This is a genomic window from Paraniabella aurantiaca, from assembly GCF_050309965.1.
GTDB lineage: Bacteria > Bacteroidota > Bacteroidia > Chitinophagales > Chitinophagaceae > Niabella.
On sequence record NZ_JBLOSY010000001.1, the window covers coordinates 3358864 to 3374775 of the forward strand.

The following is a 15912-nucleotide window of genomic DNA, read 5'->3' on the forward strand; positions in this document are numbered from 1 at the left end:
TATTCGTAGCATACAAACACTTGTTATGTGATGAACAAATAAGAGAGCGGCCGGTGAATGAAGCACCACAAAAATTATTTAATAAGAATATCTAGCTAAAATAAAAATAGAAACAGATGAAATTTAAGTTAAGAGCCGGTATGGTCGGCGGCGGTAAAGGCGCATTTATCGGCGCAGTACATCGCATTGCTTTAAATATGGATGGATTAATTGAACTGTGCTGTGGCGCACTGAGCCAGAACCCTGAAAAAGCCAGGGAGTCTGGTAAAGAGCTGTTTTTGCCTGAGGACAGAGTGTACGATAGCTATGAAGAAATGATTAAAAGGGAAAGCGAATTGCCTGAAGATCAACGCATGCATTTTGTGATTATTGTTACACCCAATTTTGCTCATTTCGAGCCGGCAATGATGGCCCTGGAACACGGCTTTCATGTAATGATCGATAAGCCAATGACACTTACCCTTGAGCAGGCCAGGGCGCTTAAAGCAAAGGTTGATGAGACCGGGCTTTTACTGGGGTTAACACATACCTATTCGGGTTATCCCTTGGTTAAAGAAGCAAAAAAAATGGTGGCAGATGGTAAATTTGGTGCCATCAGGAAGATTTATGTAGAATACCCCCAGGGGTGGTTAAGCCAGTTTAGTGAAGCCGATGGCAATAAGCAGGCTGCCTGGAGAACAGATCCTTCGAAAAGCGGAAAAGCAGGATGCATGGGCGATATAGGTACGCACGCTGCTCACCTGGCTGAATATATTTCCGGTCAGAAAATTGTCAAACTCTGTGCTGACCTTAATATCGTAGTGCCCGGCAGGTTGCTGGATGATGATGGGGCTATGTTGTTGAAGTTTGACAAGGGGGCCAGTGGTGTGTTGGTGGCAACGCAGGTGGCAGCAGGAGAAGAAAATAATCTGAAAATACGCATCTACGGAGAAAAAGGTGGCCTGGAATGGAGCCAGCAGGAGCCTAACACTTTATTGGTTAAATGGCTGGATGCCCCAACGCAGGTGTATCGTACCGGTAATGGCTATCTTTCACCCATTGCGCAGTTCAATACCCGTACTCCGGGCGGTCATCCGGAGGGATACCTTGAAGCATTTGGAAATATTTACAGGAATTTTGTTTTGGCTTTATCTGCCAGACTAAATAACGAAACGCCCGATCCGCTTATCGATTACCCGACAGTGGAAGATGGAGTGCGGGGTATGGCCTTTATAAATAATGTAGTGGCATCGGCCCAGAGTGACCAAAAGTGGTGGGATTACGTAGTTTAGTAGATTTAATATGTATTTTCCACACATTATGCCCAAACAGCAATCTTAATGCAAACTTCAGGGCAAATTAGTTTATCTTGCCCCGCTTAAAACGAGTTAAAATTATGAGTTTTCAAAACTATAATGTTCCTTACGAGGTTGACAATAATTACGCAAAGAAAGTGGCTTATTTTTCGATGGAATTTGCAACCCATCAGCCCTTAAAAATATACAGTGGTGGTTTAGGGTTTTTATCCGGTTCTCATTTAAGAAGTGCCTATGAGTTGGGCCAGAATATGATTGGTATTGGTATTTTATGGAAGTATGGCTATTACGACCAGGAACGTAACCAGGATCAGACATTGGACGTAGCCTGGAATGAAAAAATATACAGCTTCCTGGAAGACACTGGTATTAAATTCCAGATCGATGTGCACGATCACCCGGTATGGGTAAAAGCATGGTATCTGAATCCTGATACTTTTAAAACAGCTCCGTTATTTTTATTGAGTACCGATTTGCCGGAGAACGATTATGTATCCCAAACAATCACGCATAAGCTGTATGACAGCAATGTGGCTGCGAAAGTTGCCCAGTTTATCTTGTTGGGTGTAGGCGGTGCCAAGCTGGTAGATATATTAAACTTTAATCCTGATGTGTATCATTTAAATGAGGCACACGGTTTGTCGGCTGCTTTTTACCTGTATCAGAAGTATAACAGGAATATAGAGGAGGTTAGAAAGAGATTAGTATTTACCACTCATACGCCCGAAGAAGCAGGGAATGAAAAACATGATATTTATCTCTGTCATAAAATGACCTACTTCTGTGGTTTAAGCATTGACGAAGTAAAACAGTTGACGCAGGATTATAGCGACTCGTTCAATCACTCTTTAGTTGCGTTACGCTTTGCCCGCCTGGCGAACGGAGTATCTCAATTACATGGCGAGGTTTCAAGGGAAATGTGGGGTAAGTATCCTAATATCTGCCCGATTATCTCCATCACCAATGCACAAAACTGGACGTATTGGGCCGATAAGCAGATGTACAAGTTTAAGGATGTTGGTGATGATTACGGTTTTGATGATCGTAAAAAGTGGATGAAAAAACGTGCGTTTGAAATTGTTGCTGACCAGACAGGAAAGCTTTTTAGTCCCGACGTATTTACTATTGTATGGGCAAGGAGATTTGCCGGTTATAAAAGAGCAGGAATGATCGCCTCAGATCCTCAGCGCTTCTTTGAACTGATGAATAATCAAAAGTACCCGGTACAGATCATCTGGGCTGGAAAGCCTTATCCAATGGATCATCCGGCTATCAGTGAGTTTAATGAGCTGGTGCATTTAAGTAAGAACTACAAGAACGTATCGGTTTTAGTGGGGTATGAATTAAGCCTTTCTAAAAGATTAAAACAGGCGGCCGATGTGTGGTTAAACAATCCGCGCGTACCAAGAGAAGCTTCAGGAACAAGCGGCATGACTGCAGCGATGAACGGTGCTGTTAATTTCTCGACAGATGATGGCTGGATCCCCGAATTCATTAACCACGGGCATAACGGCTTTGTGATACCTAAGGCCGATTATGCAAATATGTCAACATACGATCAGGATCAGTACGACCTGAACAAATTGTATGAGATTCTGACCAATGAAATATTACCGCTTTATTACGGTGACTATAAAACCTGGCGCCAGGTTATGAAAAATGGAATGCAGGATGTGCGTTTCCAATTTGATAGTAACCGCATGGCGCACGAATATTACGAAAAGCTGTATAACGCTTAAAATAGTAATGAATCGTATATAGGGCTGTAAGAGAGTAGGATATATCCACTCTTTTATCGCCCTTTTTTAATGTAAATCATACCTGGAGTTTTCCATATTATAAGATCTTATCGCGCAAAATGGTTATATGGCTCCGTTCCATATCTCCCTGCTAACCCGTATCTTCGTTCCGGAGCCGATATGTGTGGAAATGACAGAAACTGTAGTGTAGTCCTTGCTGCGGTTCTGTTAAAGCTAAAGCAACCATGTCCTCGCGATCCTTCTATAACGAGCAATGGACACCGGTTGTTATCTAATCATTTTATATCGGAACGAACATGATGTAGCTTGAATTCTGATCAACTAAACTAATTTTTCTATTACTTATGAGTACGGTTGGAAGTATTTTATATAAGATATGGGGAAAAGTATCCAATGTTTGTTTAGCCTTCAGGGGACTCTCGCTGCTATCGAAAGAGGAAACAACGCTGGCTCTTAAGCCGTTTCTTATACATACGGTGCCGGCTTCTTCTTTAAATCTTCCGGAAGTATTCGATGAGAAAGATCCCAATAAAAAAATTTATGAGGCGTATACTTTCCCGTCTGAAGAAATATATGTTTGGAAGTGCGGGTTTAAAAAAGGGTTCATTTCAAAACATGGATCGGTAGTAATAGATAGTAAAGTTTTTTGTACAGACTGGGATCACCGGGGTATTAAGCACAGGTTTTGGGAGAAGGATACGCGGCCTGCTAAATCTGTCCCAACTGTTATTCCTTTATTAAGTCACCATCAGAACCATCAAAGCGCTATTGCGCTTACGGGGTATTATGATTTTGTATTGCTCCTTGCAGCAAAGCTCAGCAGGATTAAAGATGCGCTCGGGGAGGAAGATGTGGCCAAATGTTTTATCACCTATCATTCTTTCGGCGGGGCCTATGAAAGAGAATACCTGGAGTTACTAGGCTTCAATCCCGACCATTATATAGACAGCCGTACTTATAAACTTTCCGGTGAGCAAGTGATTTTCGGTAACCTGGGAACCTGGAAACCTAATGTAAACGAAATTCTCTCATTAAAGCGGAATATAGAAAACAGGTTAAATATTTCAAACCAAACACCTTACTCGGGCAACCGGGTATACATTAGTCGTAAGGGCAGAAGGGTTATAGAGAATGAAGCAGAACTTATTGAATTATTAAAGGAATTTGATTTTACGATCATTGAGGATAAGGGCAGAAGTGTTAGGGAGCAGATTGAAATATACAGGAATGCCTCGTTTATAATCGGACCTCATGGAGCTTCGTTTGCGAACGTAATTTGGTGCAGGCCCGGAACTCAGCTTTACGAGCTTTTTTCAACCAGCTGGGCACCGGATTATTTTCTTTACATGGCTCAAATAAATAACATGAAGTATGCTGCTTACCGGGATGACAGTCACGAAGAAATCAAAAACGACCTTTTTAAATCGTTGTGCCAGGATATTTATGTATCTATACCTCATTTACGGGCCAGTTTAGCAGCTATATTAACGGGAGGCCGGCCGGAATAGGGGCAACGCAGATATCCCAGAATTGGCTGTTCAAAGTGTGTCTGAATTGTCTTTTTTCACCTGGAAATTAGGTAATCCCTTCTATTGGCGACCTAAATGAGGCCGGAAATTTATATCTTTGGGATATAAGATGTTTTAATTTGAAAGGGAATGCCTTCTATTTAAACTAATACACGAAGTAAAAAGGCTAATTAACACTAAATGCTCTCATATAATGAACTCAGCACAATAGATAAATGCGCTCGTTGTATAGAGTGCCGGTTATTAGAGATTTAGTTGTTGGAACCAGCTTTAATTGATCGAAACAGGTTAGTTGAAGAGCGACTATGTAGTGTAGCGGAAATTTATCGATTACCCATTGTTTTTAAACAAAAATATCGCCTCATATCGAATTACGTAAATATATGAATCTAACGAAACCGCAACTGCAGTCAATCTTTTGAATAAAAAGGTATTCCCTCTGTCAGACTTATAGCTAAGGCTGCAGCCGATATCGTTATACGTTGAAAGAAAAAAAATGAAAATGAAGAACCAGACGTACAAGCCGCTTCCGTCGGGAAGCGTTGTGGATTTCTTTGAAACGGCATCGCACCAAAATGCTGATGGTGCAGCTTTAAAATTTCGATCAGATTCGTATTCTTTTAGGACGTTAAATGAGTTGGTCAATAAATATGCCAATTATTTACTAAAAAGTGGTGTTCAAAAGGGGGATATTGTAGGTGTAGTGCTGGATCGTAGCCCACAGGTAATAATGGCGTTGCTGGCTGTATTGAAATGTGGCGCAGCCTATTTGCCCATCGACCCTGAATTTCCTGAAGATCGTATAAAACTGATGTTAGAAGATTCGGAAGCAAGTTTCGTGTTAATTCACAATGCACTTTCGGGTAGCCTTCATACATCGCATTCAAAGCATTTAATTATCGAGGAGGTAGAAGCAGCATTACGGGATGTTGATGCAGCTAACCCGGGAATCAAAGTATCCGGAGATGACCTGGCTTACTTGCTATACACGTCTGGTTCAACCGGTAAGCCCAAAGGAGTGATGGTTTCCCACAAAAACCTGCTGAATTTTTTGTTAGGTATGAAAGATATCTTTAATACAGATATCCATACAAAGTTGCTGGCAGTTACTACCGTATCCTTCGATATAGCAGGCCTGGAGATATTTCTACCCCTGATTTCGGGTGGACAATTGGTTCTGGCCGATAAAAAAGTGACTAAAAACAGTAAAGCCCTGATAGAGTTATTACACTCGGAAGGAATTAATATTTTTCAGGCTACACCAGCTACTTATAAGCTCCTGTTACAGGAGGCTTGGCCTTCTTCAGCCTCACTAACATTACTGTGTGGTGGAGAAGCACTGACCAAAACTATAGCAGATGCCTTGTTACAGAAATGCGGTCGCCTGTTTAATATGTACGGACCAACAGAGACAACGATCTGGTCGACAGTAAAGGAAATCACGAAGGACGATGGCCAGATCTCAATAGGATCCCCCATCAGAAACACAACTGTTTATATTCTTGATGAAAACCATGCATTATTACCGCCGGATACTGAGGGAGAAATTTTTATTGGCGGAGATGGTGTGGCGCTGGGTTATTATAAACGCCCGGAACTGACAGCAGAGCGGTTTATTGCCGATCCGTTTTCCGGTAAGGAGGGCGCACGCATTTATAAAACCGGGGATTTGGGCAAGCTTTTGGCTAACGGAGAATTCATTTGCCTGGGCAGAAGTGATAACCAGGCTAAGATAAGAGGCTACCGTATAGAGCTGGAGGAGATAGAACATTATATTTCTAAAATAGATGGAATAAAAGATGCCGTTGTAAAAGTTGAGGGAGCAGATGGTTTAGACCCCAAGCTCATTGCTTACCTGATACCTGACGACCTGGCTACGCTTAATGGCGGTGAAGCTACCAAGAAGGAAGTGATTAGCTGGAGAAGGGAGTTGAGCAAAAACCTTCCTGCTTACATGATCCCTAACGGATGGGTAAAGCTGGAAATCTTTCCGCTTACTCCTAATAAAAAGGTAGACCGGAAGGCATTGAAGTATAAAGAAGCTGATACTCAAGTAAAAACCGTGGTGGAATCATCCCGTGAGCAGACGGCACTTACGGCCAGGCTAAAAACCATCTGGGAAAATGAGTTAGGAGTGAAGGGGGTAGAACCGGGTGACAACTTTTTTGAATTAGGAGGAAATTCTTTATTAGCTCAAAAAGTTGTAAATATTCTTAAGGCCGACCTTGATATAGAGGTACCCATTACAAAACTATATCAGCATCCCACTATTGAAGCTTTCCTGAAATTTTTAAAAGGCGAAGAGAAATCCCTCCGCCGGCCCGGTAAAAAGAGTGACCAACAGGTTTCGGATACGGCTATAGCGGTGATTGGAATGGAGTGTAATTTCCCGGGAGTGAATACCGTTGAAGGTTTCTGGGATTTATTGAAAAACGGCAAAGAAACCACGCGTTTTTTCTCGGCTGATGAATTGGATAAAACCCTGCCGGACCATGTGAAGAATGACCCTGCTTATGTAAAAGCAAGAGGTGTATTGGAAGGAGTAGAGCTTTTCGATGCAGAGTTTTTCGGTATCAGTCCGCGCCTGGCCGAATTGATGGACCCGCAACATCGCCTGTTTCTGGAAACCTCAAGGAACCTGCTGGAAAAAACCGGGTATCTTTCTGATAGGCGATCAGCAGTTATCGGGGTATTTACTGGTTGCGGTCCCAACTCTTATTTCAACAATAATGTAATAGGCCTCAAAAATAAAATAGATATCCACAGTATACCTGTTTTGTCTGTTTCCGATAAGGATTATATCAGCAGCCGGGTAAGTTATCAATTAAACCTGTCCGGTCCATCTGTAAATGTGAATACAGCTTGCTCCACTTCACTGGTGGCTATCGCACAGGCGGTAGAAAGTCTCAGGGCTGGTCAATCCGACGCAGCCATAGCAGGCGGAGTAGCCATCACCGTGCCGGTTAACAGCGGGCATTTATACGAAGAGGGATCTATGTTAAGCGCAGATGGCCATTGCCGCCCGTTTGATGCCGATGCTAAAGGCACTATATTCAGCGATGGCGTGGGAGCTGTATTATTAAAACGTTTAAAAGATGCGGTTGAAGATGGCGACACCATTTATGCAGTCGTTAAAGGAGTAGGCATTAATAACGATGGTGGCAATAAGGGCAGCTTTACAGCGCCAAGTGCCGAAGGGCAGGCCGCTGCGATACTGATGGCCCTTGATGATGCAAAAGTAAACCCAGCGGACATATCTTATGTAGAAGCTCATGGAACCGCAACGCCTTTAGGAGACCCTATTGAAATAGATGGACTGAAGCTTGCTTTTGGAAAGCAGGATAAAAATCAATTCTGTTCTATCGGGTCGGTTAAAAGTAATTTCGGGCATTTAACACATGCTGCCGGGGTAGCAGGATTTATGAAAGCGGTGTTGTCACTATATCATAAGAAACTGGTGCCTTCTATCAACTTTACCCGGCCCAATCCTCATATCGATTTTCAAAACAGCCCCTTTGTAGTTAACAATACATTCAGGGAGTGGAAAACAGATGGGAAGCGGATTGCAGGTGTTAGTTCTTTGGGAGTGGGAGGTACGAATGCACACGTGGTACTGGAGGAATACGATGGCACTCATATACCTGTCACCCCTAAAAACAGTACGGTACCCCAGCTGATTTGCTGGTCGGCCCACCGTACTGAAAGTGTTACAGGCTATGCCCGTAAACTACACGATTTTTTAGTGACCGATACCAGTGCCGATTTAGGTGATATAGCCTATACAATCAACACAACAAGACAGGATCTTCCATTGCGCCATTTTATAGTGGCAAAAAATAAAGAAGATCTTATAGAGCAGTTGGAGCAGGTTGAAACCATAGCAGGAGCAGGACACACGGTAAAGGACAAAAACAATAATATTGTATTTCTCTTTCCCGGTCAGGGCAACCAGTATCCCAATATGGGCCGTGACTTATACGATCAGGAAGAGGTTTACAGGAATGCAATAGATGAATGTGCTGATATACTGGAACCGATCATGCAGGAAGACATCAGGGATATCATATTTGTGGATAATGCAGATGAGCTCGCTGCTGATAAGTTGAAAGATACCCGTTATGCGCAACCTGCTATATTTACCACTTCGTATGCATTGGCAAAATTGTATATGAGCTGGGGATTAAACCCTGTTGCTTTTGCCGGGCATAGCGTAGGTGAGTTTGTTGGAGCTCATCTTTCGGGCATCTTTTCGCTGGAAGATGTTTTGCATATCGTTGCAGAACGGGGGCGATTGATCAGCGCACTACCTGCAGGCAGCATGTTATCAGTAAGAGCTTCAGAAGAGAAAGTAAAAGAGCTGCTGGATCCGGGCGTTTTTATAGCCGCACAAAATGCAACGGAGTTATGTGTGGTTTCGGGTGAAACAGCAGCAATGAATGCCTTTGCCGAAAAGCTGAACGCCAACGAAATCATCAACAAGCCATTAAGAACCAGCCATGCATTTCATTCTGCAATGATGGATCCGATAGTTCCGTTGTTGAAAGCAGTTGTCGAAACAAAAACAATGCGTGTTCCGCAAATTCCGGTAATGTCAACTGTAACTGCAGGGTGGTTGAAAGACAGTGAAGCTACCAGTGCAGCTTACTGGGCTAACCATGCAAGGGAAACCGTTCGTTTTGGCCAGGCATTGAAAAATATACACCAGGATCTCAATCCGCTTTTCCTGGAAGCAGGTCCGGGAACTTCAGCAACAATTTTTGTTAATCAAAATGGCCTGGGAGCCAACTCTTTCTCCGCGTTGAGTACAGCCACACAGCTTACAGGAGAAACTATAGCAGCCAGGGGAGTATTGGGTAAGCTATGGCAACGCGGAGTAGCAATCAACTGGGAAAAATTCTACAAGGACAGCAGTTACAGCATTATGCATAACTTGCCAACTTATGCGTATCACAAAAAGCGTTTTTGGGTAGATCCTCCTGAGCAATCTTTAAGTCAGCCGTTATTGGCGGCGCACCCCACTATCCATGATACAACGAATACCACATCTACAATTATAATGAGCAGAAAAAATATTTTACTCGATAAATTAAAAGAAGTGATAGAGTCAGCATCAGGCTTATCAGTAGCCGATGCCAACCCTAACAGTAATTTTACTGAGCTGGGATTAGATTCACTTTTGTTAACGCAGTTAACCAGTAGCCTGAAGAAGGAATTCTCTCTGCCGGTTACTTTCAGGCAGCTGAGTGAGAATTATGATAGCCTGAATAAACTGGCAGATTTTTATGACACTAACCTGCCGCCGGCGATGTTTAGCAATAACGGGGCTCCATCAGCACCTGCCGCAGCTGTTCCGGCAGCGATCCAGGCGCCGGTTTATACCAATCATGTTCCACAGGGAGGAACTGATATGCTTAGCTTAATGTCATTGCAATTGCAACTACTGACACAACAGGTAGCTATGATGCAACAGAGGGCCGCAGGCAACAATGTTGCTGCAGTAAGCAGTTACCAGCCGGCAGTGGTACAAAATGCCGGCAATGCTATTGTAGGTGTTAATGGAACCGGCACAACAGCAACAACAGAAGATCTAACTGCAGAGGAAAAAATAGAATTAAAGAAACCTTTTGGTGCTACCGCCCGCATTGAAAAAAAGGTAACCGAAATTTCGGCTGAGCAGCAAAAGTATATCACCGGCTTTATAGCCGCTTATAATAAAAAAACAGCAAAAAGTAAAGAATATACGCAGCAACACCGCGCAAGAATGGCCGATCCAAGAGTAGTATCCGGATTCAGGCCTTATACAAAAGAAATGGTGTATTCCATCGTTACCAACAAATCAAAAGGATGTTACCTGTGGGATATCGATGGCAATAAATATGTGGATGCATTAAACGGTTTTGGATCCAACTTCCTGGGCTATCAACCCGATTTTGTGAAAAATGCCTTATTGCAACAGGTGGAAGATGGTTATGAAACCGGGCCTCAACATGTGTTAGCCGGAGATGTTTCGGAGTTGATTTGTGAATTAACCGGCATGGAGCGGGCGGGTTTATGTAATACGGGCTCCGAAGCTGTACTGGGTGCCATGAGAATTAGCCGTACCGTTAGCGGTAAAGATATTATAGTAGCTTTCGCCGGGTCTTATCATGGTATAACAGATGAGGTGCTGGTACGTGGCAGCAAGAAACTTAAAACATACCCGGCAGCTTCTGGTATATTAGCGGGTAATGTGCAAAACATGCTTATTCTTGAGTATGGTACTGAAGAATCTTTAAAGATTATTAAAGAAAGGGCTTCTGAAATAGCTGCTGTATTGGTAGAGCCGGTTCAAAGCAGGAGACCTGAGTTCGTACCTGTGGCTTTCCTTAAAGAACTAAGAAAACTTACCGCTTCGCTGGATGTTGCGCTTATTTTTGATGAGGTGATAACCGGGTTCAGAAGTCATTTAGGCGGCGCCCAGGCTTTGTTTGGTATTAAAGCCGATTTGGCAACTTATGGTAAAGTAGCTGGCGCCGGCATATCAATTGGTATTATAGCAGGCAGCAAAAAATATATGGATGCCCTGGATGGTGGCTATTGGGAGTATGGCGACGACTCCATACCTGAAGTGGGGGTTACCTACTTTGCGGGAACTTTTGTGCGCCATCCGTTGGCGCTGGCTACTACCAAAGCCGCATTAACCTTTTTGAAAGCTCAGGGTCCTGGGCTTCAGGAGGAAATGAATGAAAAAACGGCACGGTTGGTAAAAAGGCTGGAGCAGGTTATTGAAAAATACAGGGTTCCCATTTATATAGTTCATTTCTCTTCTTTGTGGAAAATCAAGTTTAAAGAAGAGTATCCTTATTACGAACTGCTGTTCGCATTAATGCGTTTGCGTAATATTCATATCTGGGATCTGTTTCCGTGTTATATGACCATTGCCCACACGCAGGAGGATATAGACGCAATTTGTATAGCTTTTGAAGAAAGTATTGCTGAGCTTTGCAAAGCAGGGTTCATTCCGCAGGTAAAACAGGAGCTACCGCCGGCACAGAGCGAAACCGCCGTAAAAATTATCGATAATTCAATGCCTCCCGTTCCCGGCGCGAGATTGGGAAAGGACAGGGACGGCAATCCAGCCTGGTTTTTACCCGACGAAAATAGTCCTGGCAAATATTTGCAAATTTCATTGAACGATAAATAAATGATGACCGTAGAAAAAAGAAGTAACACCCTGGTAGAATTTGACCCGTTTGCCGGAGATATCATTGAAAAGATTGTTCCGGCAACTGAATCTCAAAAAGAGATCTTTGCCTCTTGTGTCCTTGGGGGAGAAAATGCAAGTCTGGCCTATAATTTATCCTTATCGCTACACTTTACAGGCAGGCTCAACGAAAATGCCCTTCAAAAATCTGTTGCTCAATTACATCAGCGTCACGAATCGTTGCGGGCAACATTTACTGAAGACGGTACTCAGATGATCATCTATGAATCAAAGTCTGTAGACCTGCTGTATCAAAACCTGGAAGCATTTGATAAAACTGCTCAGCAGGATATTTTGGAGCAGTATCATGGTCAAAATGCACGCACTCCTTTTGACCTTTTCAACGGACCGTTAACAAGGCTTGCACTTTTTCGTTTTAGTTCAGAAGAATACCTGCTGACGATTACGGTACATCATATTATTTGCGATGGGTGGTCTTTGGGAATTCTTCTGGAAGACTTATCCAGGCTTTATAACGCAGCATGTTCCGGGCAGTTACCTGCCGTTAAACCGTTATTATTTAGTGATTATGTAATACGGTCGGTTCAATATGAGCAATCAGAAGAGTATCGTGAAGCGCTGAATTACTGGAAAAAAGAATACCAAGGTAATGTACCCGCTTTTGAAATTCCCTCTGATTTTCCGAGACCCGCAAGAAGAACTTATACTGGTACCAGGCAAGATTTTATTCTTCCCGCTGTTACAGCCGATAAAATAAAAAAGATAGGTGCGCGGTATGGCTCTAGTTTCGTTAATACGCTGATGTCTGTTTTTGAAATACTGCTATCTAAATATTCAGGAAGTGCCGATGTAGTGATAGGGTTGCCAACTGCCGGGCAGGCTGCTAAAGAAATGTATGACCTGATCGGGCATTGCGTTAACTTTTTACCTTTAAGAAGTCAACCACGGCCTGAGCAACCTTTTTCGGAATATCTTAAACAGCGTAAGTCAAAAACACTTGTAGACTACGAACATCAGCAATTTACGTTTGGTACGCTTTTAAAAGAGCTTAAAATAGACAGGGATCCTTCACGTATCCCTCTAACTCCGATGTCTTTCAACATCGATATCGGTATGAATAAGCAGGTTACATTCGACAATCTCAGTTATAAAGTAGTTTCAAATAAAAGAGTAGCGGAAACCTTTGAGATTTTTTTGAATATCACAGATCGTGAAGAAGGGTACGAATTTCAATGGTCCTATAATACGCAGTTGTTCAAGCCCTCCACTATTGAAGGGTTGATGCAGAAGTATGAATACATGTTGCAGCAAATCAGTATGCAACCGGAGGTATTGATTGCTGATATTAAACTGGTTAATGAGGATGTGGTACTAAGCCAGTTAGGGCAGTGGAACCAAACAAGCCAGCCACTTCCTGGAGGAACTTTTGTAAATCTGTTTGAATCAATAGTGCGTTCGAATGTTGACGGTGTAGCGTTAAAATTTCAAACCGATACTTACACATATAAATCATTGAATGAGTCAGCCAATAGGTTGGCTCACTACCTGATATCGCAGGGTGTCAAAAAAGGCGATACTGTAGGTGTTGTTTTAGAGCGGAGTGCGCAGGTTGTAGTAGTGCTGCTGGGTGTATTGAAATGCGGTGCCTCCTATTTGCCCATTGATCCGGAGTTTCCGGAAGACAGGATCAGTTTTATGTTGGAGGATTCGGGAGCACCATTTGTAGTAACGAGTACAACGGTTTCTCAAAAACTCAGCAATCTTTCATCTAGACGCATCCATATAGATCAGTTACAGGCGGAGATAGGGGCTGCTGATCCTTTCAACCCGGAAATATCCATTCAAAACGATGACCAGGCTTACATATTATACACTTCAGGATCCACCGGCAAGCCCAAAGGTGTAATGGTATCGCATGAAAACCTCTTGAATTTCCTGTTAGGAATGAAGAGGATTTTTAATACCGGTACCCAAACTAAATTGCTCTCAGTAACAACGATCTCCTTCGATATTGCAGGTCTGGAGTTATATCTTCCTTTAATTTCGGGAGGCCGGATAGTTTTGGCTGATGCCAATACTACAAAGAGCAGTAAAGCGTTGATAGAACTATTGAGTACGGAAGACATCAACATGATGCAGGCCACCCCGGCCACTTACAAGATAATGCTTCAGGATCAATGGCCTGCAAATAACAACCTGGTATTGTTATGCGGGGGAGAGGCATTGTCTAAGAATATGGCAGATGCCCTGCTCAATAAATGTGGCAGGTTATTTAATATGTACGGCCCAACAGAAACCACTATCTGGTCGACGGTGAAGGAGATGTTACCGGGTGATGCTATTGTTTCTATTGGGAAGCCCATTCAGAATACCACTGTTTATATTCTGGATAAAGACAACCGGTTGCTGCCTCCCGATTCGGAAGGCGAAATATTCATAGGAGGTAAAGGTGTGGCCTTAGGTTATCATAACCGTGCAGACCTGACTAGGGAGCGGTTTATTCCCGACACTTTTTCCGGCGAAAAAGGAGCCCGGCTATACAAAACAGGCGATTTAGGCAGGTACCTCGCGAACGGGGATTTAATATGTTTAGGCCGCAGCGATAACCAGGCCAAAATACGGGGTTACAGGATAGAACTGGGGGAAATAGAACATTATATTTCGAAGATCGAGGGTATCAAAGATGCTGTTGTGAAGGTAGAAGACGGGGAAACGGATAGTCCCAAGCTTGTTGCCTATATAGTTCCTTCAGATTTAACTAATTTAAACAACGGCGAGGTTACCAAAGACGAGGTGTTAAGATGGAGAGGGGCGTTGAGCAAAATGCTGCCCGACTACATGCTGCCCAATCTATGGTTAAAATTAAAAGAGTTTCCGCTCACACCCAATAAAAAAATAGACAGAAATGCCCTGCATTATGCCCAGGCCGCCCCTGCGAAAACAGAACCGGGAAAGAAGAGAACCGAAGCTTTAACAGCTTTAATAAGTGAAATAACAACTATATGGGAGGAGGAGATTGGAATAAAGGGGATAGAACCAGACGATAACTTTTTTGAACTGGGAGGACATTCCATGATTGCGGTGAAGGTAATGAACCGTGTTTCCAAACAAATGAATACCAAGCTGCCGATAGCTTCTTTGTTTGAATATCCTACTATAGCTTCGCTGTCAAAATTACTGGATGATTCTACTCATGTAAAGCATAAATCTCTGGTAGCTATTAAAACCAGCGGCTCGAAGCCTCCGATTTACCTGATTCATGGTGGAGCGCTGAATATTTTTCTTTACAAAAACCTGGAACCCTTCTTAAGCGAAGACCAACCTTTATATGGTATCCAGGCCCTGGGTCTGGATGGAGATTTATCGCATTTAGACTCTATTGAAAGTATTGTAAATAAATACCTCGAAGAAGTACTGGCGCAAAACCCTGAGGGGCCGTATATTCTGATAGGCTATTCCTACGGAGGGATTATAGCATTTGAAATGGCCCGGCAACTGATTGCCATGGGTAAGGAGATTAAAATGGTAGGTATCATGGATACCAATGTAAGCGAGCGGGTGGAGTCGGAGCAAAAACCTGGAAAATTGGTACGTTTCCTGAACAGGCAGGCTAAAAAAACAGTCTTTTTTGGAGGAAACTTATTAAGCTCCCCCCGGGAAGTGCTTAAGTATCAATGGACTGTTCTTAATAAGAAGTTGAATAAGAATTTTAAAGAAGCCGAGGATGAACAGATTTACGATTATCCAATGCCGGTTATTGAAGCATACGATAATGCATACTGTAAATTTATTTTGAAGCCGCTTGATGTTAAAGTACATCTGTTCCGGGTAAAAGAACGTACTTATTATGTGGATGACCGTACCTACCTGGGCTGGTTAAACTATGCCAGGAAAGGCGTAGCAGTGTATGATGTGCGGGGAGATCATAAAACATTTATTCTGCCCCCGCATAACGAGCACCTTATTAAAATGATAGAAAAGATAATAAGCACAATTTAATTGCACCTCTAAAAGAATAACTATATTTATGCATTTTTTACACCGACATAATCCTTCTAAACCTCAACTGGCATAAGATTAGCATTAATATGGCTTCTTAATACCTGATAGTGCTTAAATTTGCT

General features: G+C 42.8%; 5 protein-coding genes. All 5 read left to right on the forward strand.

The features are described 5' to 3' along the window. Positions 1 to 116: 116 nt before the first annotated feature. Entirely contained in the window at positions 117 to 1271 is a 1155-nt protein-coding gene (locus tag ACLOAU_RS14780; protein ID WP_427862644.1) for a Gfo/Idh/MocA family protein, read from the forward strand. 104 nt (positions 1272 to 1375) lie between these two features. After that, positions 1376 to 3034 carry an alpha-glucan family phosphorylase gene (glgP, locus tag ACLOAU_RS14785; RefSeq protein ID WP_427862645.1) on the forward strand — a complete coding sequence of 553 codons (1659 nt, stop codon included), beginning with the start codon at positions 1376 to 1378 and terminating at the stop codon, positions 3032 to 3034. A 365-nt stretch (positions 3035 to 3399) separates the two neighbouring features. Continuing rightward, positions 3400 to 4563: a glycosyltransferase family 61 protein gene (locus ACLOAU_RS14790; protein ID WP_427862646.1), complete on the forward strand. Its 1164-nt coding sequence runs from the start codon at positions 3400 to 3402 to the stop codon at positions 4561 to 4563. 523 nt (positions 4564 to 5086) lie between these two features. Then, a complete protein-coding gene (locus ACLOAU_RS14795; RefSeq protein ID WP_427862647.1) occupies positions 5087 to 11767 on the forward strand; it encodes an amino acid adenylation domain-containing protein in 6681 nt (2226 codons plus the stop codon). Continuing rightward, positions 11768 to 15787, forward strand: a complete 4020-nt coding sequence (locus tag ACLOAU_RS14800) for a non-ribosomal peptide synthetase (protein WP_427862648.1) — start codon at positions 11768 to 11770, stop codon at positions 15785 to 15787. The last annotated feature ends 125 nt before the right edge of the window (positions 15788 to 15912 follow it).

What these genes read in the sequence shown, in the direction of transcription:
- ACLOAU_RS14780 (WP_427862644.1), top strand. Translation starts at nt 117, where the DNA reads ATGAAATTTAAGTTAAGAGCCGGTATGGTCGGCGGCGGTAAAGGCGCA.
- ACLOAU_RS14790 (WP_427862646.1), top strand. Translation starts at nt 3,400, where the DNA reads ATGAGTACGGTTGGAAGTATTTTATATAAGATATGGGGAAAAGTATCC.
- ACLOAU_RS14795 (WP_427862647.1), top strand. Translation starts at nt 5,087, where the DNA reads ATGAAGAACCAGACGTACAAGCCGCTTCCGTCGGGAAGCGTTGTGGAT.
- glgP (WP_427862645.1), top strand. Translation starts at nt 1,376, where the DNA reads ATGAGTTTTCAAAACTATAATGTTCCTTACGAGGTTGACAATAATTAC.
- ACLOAU_RS14800 (WP_427862648.1), top strand. Translation starts at nt 11,768, where the DNA reads ATGATGACCGTAGAAAAAAGAAGTAACACCCTGGTAGAATTTGACCCG.